This window comes from Vicinamibacteria bacterium (assembly GCA_035620555.1).
GTDB lineage: Bacteria > Acidobacteriota > Vicinamibacteria > Marinacidobacterales > SMYC01 > DASPGQ01.
This window is the reverse complement of record DASPGQ010000208.1, coordinates 1-3,724: the sequence shown is the minus strand read 5'-3', so window position 1 is coordinate 3,724 and position 3,724 is coordinate 1. Positions and strand designations below refer to the sequence as shown.

Genomic DNA, 3,724 nt, shown 5'->3' with positions numbered 1-3,724 from the left:
AACGTTGGCCGCGTCTGCGATCTCCTTCGGTCGTTTGGGTCTTCTTGCCCTTCTGCCTCACCGCCGCCGTTGCGAGCTCTCTGGCGGAGCAACTTGCTTTCGAAAACTACGGAAGCGCCGAAGGTGTTGCGGAGACGCAGGTCGTAGCTTTCTACCAGGACGAGAAGGGCTATCTTTGGTTCGGGAGCAACGACGGCCTGACCCGTTTTGACGGTTACGGCTTTCAGAATTATGGCCTCCGCGAGGGCCTCGGGTACCCTCTCGTGAGCTCGATCGCTGAAGATCGTGAGGGGCGCTTGTGGGTGGGAATGAATGGCGGCGGTGTGGCCCGTCTCAGCGAGGAGCCACCAGATGGGTGGCCCGTTGAAGAGCAGATCTCGGATCGACCTCTCGTGTTCGAAACCCACAGTGTCGGCGATTCCGATGCTTCGAACCACGTGAAAGACATCGGGTTCGACGCGGATGGGACCCTCTGGTGCCTTACGGACGACGGACTGTACCGCGCGGACCCCTCCTCGCTGCAGTTCGAGGCGATTCTTCCGGGCGGGCCGTCCGTAATCGGCACGCTGCTCGTTGACAGCCGAGGACGCATCTGGGCTGGAATCAGCGAAGGGCTGGTGCAGATAGAGCGAGGCCAGATGACGCGCTTTGTGTCCCCGGAGCCGATCGCGGAGTACAGGGTCCGCGCCATCATCGAAGACGCGAGGGGCCGGATTCTCGCGGCGAATCGGTTCGCGATGTTCGAGTACTCTCCGCCCGCAGTGAGCACCGAACCGGGAAGTTGGAGACAGCTGCCCCTGGCCCTCGCTCCATCGCAGGAGATCTGGTCGATGTGGGCCGACCTCGACGGCACCCTTTGGATTGGAACGACACACGGGCTCATCAAATATGTGGGCGGCCTTCAGGAGCTCTACACCACGGCCCACGGCCTCCGGAACGATTTCATCTGGGCGCTGACGAGGGACCGTGACGGGAATCTTTGGATTGGCACCTGGGCCGGACCGGTGAAGCTCGCTACGCGGAGCCCCGTGGCCTGGACGACACAGGACGGGCTCCCGGACCCGTCCGTCAACCTGGTCATCCCCTCGCACGACGGCCGCATTTACGTGCGCACGCTTCGACGTGGCCTGGCCGAGGTCGTGGGCGTGAAGATTGTGCCGGTCCCCCGCTCAGAGGATCCGCGATTCCGTGAGGTCATGAACATGGAATCGACTCAAGTCCTCCAGGACAGCGGCGGAGACTGGTGGATTGCGTCGAGTCGTGCGCTCTACCGCTTCCGTGGGCCCGAATTGCAGCTCGAGCGGGGACACCGGTTCACTGCGGCGGACGGGATCCTGGATGGCACTCTCTTCGGCGGCTGGACGAGCGGAATCCACGAAGACGCCTCCGGGCAAATATGGGTCGCTAGTCGTCGGGGCCTCTACGTCTTCGACCCGAAACGGACCGAGCAGCCGTTCTTCGATTTCTTGCCCCTCGAAGGCTTCGACGAGGACGACGGGGCGAGCGATATCGTGAGCGATGGCTCCGGGACGATCTGGTTCAGAACGCACCGCGAGACCGTGCGAGTCGTCGACGGACGGCTCGAGCGTCTCTTGCCGACTGAAGGGTTGCCCACGACGGTATGCAGTCTTCTGTTCGCCGACAGTCGGGGACGGCTCTGGGTTGGGACAAGCTCCGTCGGCGTCTCGATGACGGCCGAGCCCAGCGCGCGAGAACCGAAGTGGATTCACTACTCCACGGCCAACGGCCTTTCGAGTGATTCCATCCTGACGGCCGCCGACGATCCCCTGGGCAACGTTTACCTTGGCTCCACGAACGGCCTCGACCGACTCGAGCCCGATACGGGCCATATACGCCGCTTCACGACTCGGCACGGACTCGTGGGGAGCCACATCAGCCACCTCCGCACGGACAAGGATGGCTATTTGTGGGTCGCGACCCAGACCGGCCTCACGCGCTTCGATCCGCGCTCGGTGTCACCCGACGTTCTACCGCCGCCGGTTCAGCTCACGAACGTCCTGATTGCCGGGGAGCGCCTCTGGCTTCCCGAGCGAGGAACGCACGAGGTCCCTTCGGTCCGTCTGGCCGGCTCGCAGAACAACCTTCAGATCGACTTCGTCGGCCTCAGCTTCCGTTCTGAGGGCTCCCTCCGGTACCAGTATCGCCTCGAGGGAGCCGACACGAACTGGAGCCCTCCGAGCGAGCAGCGGTCGGTTCACTATGCCCGACTTGCCCCGGGATCCTACCGTTTCCAGGTCAGGGCGGTCACCGAGGCCGGCGCCTCGGAACAGGAGCCCGCTTCGGTCGCCTTCACGATTGCAGCGCCGTGGTGGTCCAGCTGGTGGTTTTTCATCGTGGTAGTGATTCTGGCAACGCTAGCGATCGAGTCGCTGAAACGTCTCCGGTGGCGACGGCGCTTGGAGCTCGAGGCCATTCGCACTGGGCTCGCCACGAACCTCCACGACGACATCGGCTCCAACCTGTCGCGAATCGCCATCCTGTCCGAGGTAGCGCAGCGCGACCTCGACGGCGCAAAGCCGGCCACGAGCGAGCGGCTGTCCCGTATCGCGGCGGTCTCACGCGAGCTCGTCGACTCCATGAGCGACATCGTCTGGGCCGTCAACCCGGCGAGAGACCGACTAGATGACTTGACGCGTCGCATGCGTCGCTTTGGCGACGACTTGCTTGGCGCCAGCGACATCGCCATGCGATTCAGCGTCCTCGCCAACAGTGACGACGTACCTCTGGAGGCCGACACACGACGCGAGATATTTCTGGTTTTCAAGGAGGCCGTCAACAACCTCACGCGTCACTCCGGTGCCCGGGTCGCGAGAATCGAACTGGGACTCGACGACGGGTGGCTGGCGCTGCGGGTGAGCGACGATGGTTCCGGGTTCGACTCGGCTCAGATCGCGAGAGCCAGCGAAGGCAACGGGCTTTCAAGCATGAAGCGACGCGCGGAGAACCTGCGCGGGACACTGGATGTGACCTCGGTGCCAGGAGAGGGTACGACCGTCGCGCTCCGAGTTCCTCTCCAGCGTCACGGATGGACCGACCGCCTTCGAAGCCGCTAGGCAAATACCCAGTGGCAAACTCGGTTCACAGGACTAGACTTCAGACTGACATCCGGCTTGAATGACACCCATTGCTTCCGGACACTCGGCCGTGCGCGACAAAAACCATCTCGCCTCCAAGCCCAACCCCAACCCCCCTATTCGGGTTGCGCTCGTGGAAGATCAACGCGACATCCGGGAGGGCCTCGCCTTTCTCATCAACGGTACCGACGGTTACCGCTGCACGGGGAGCTACCGCTCGATGGAGACGGCGCTGCCGACAATCGTCTCCAATCCCCCAGATATCGTCTTGATCGACCTCGGCCTGCCTGGAATGTCCGGCATCGACGGCATCCGCCGGCTCAAGGAAGCTCGTCCCGACCTCGTCCTCGTCGTTCTGACCGTTTACGACAACGACGAGCGTATCTTCGATGCACTCTGTGCCGGGGCCTCGGGTTATCTTCTCAAGAAAACGCCTCCCGCACGCTTGCTCGAGGGATTGAAGGAAGCTCTGACCGGCGGAGCTCCCATGTCGCCCGAGGTTGCGCGGCGGGTCCTCACCCTCTTTCGTGAGATCCGCCCGCCTGAGAAAGCGGACTACGGCTTGACCCCGCACGAGCTTCGACTGCTGAAGCTCCTCGTCGAAGGCTGCAGCTACAAGACCGCCGCCA

General features: G+C 63.4%; 2 protein-coding genes. Both read left to right on the top strand.

Features of this window, described 5'->3' with window-relative positions; all coding sequences use genetic code 11:
- Positions 1–3,074: two-component regulator propeller domain-containing protein (locus VEK15_08385; GenBank protein HXV60697.1), on the top strand; the 3,074-nt coding region annotated here is incomplete at its 5' end.
- 91 nt (positions 3,075–3,165) lie between these two features.
- The coding region (locus tag VEK15_08380) for a response regulator transcription factor (protein HXV60696.1) at positions 3,166–3,724 on the top strand (559 nt) is incomplete at its 3' end.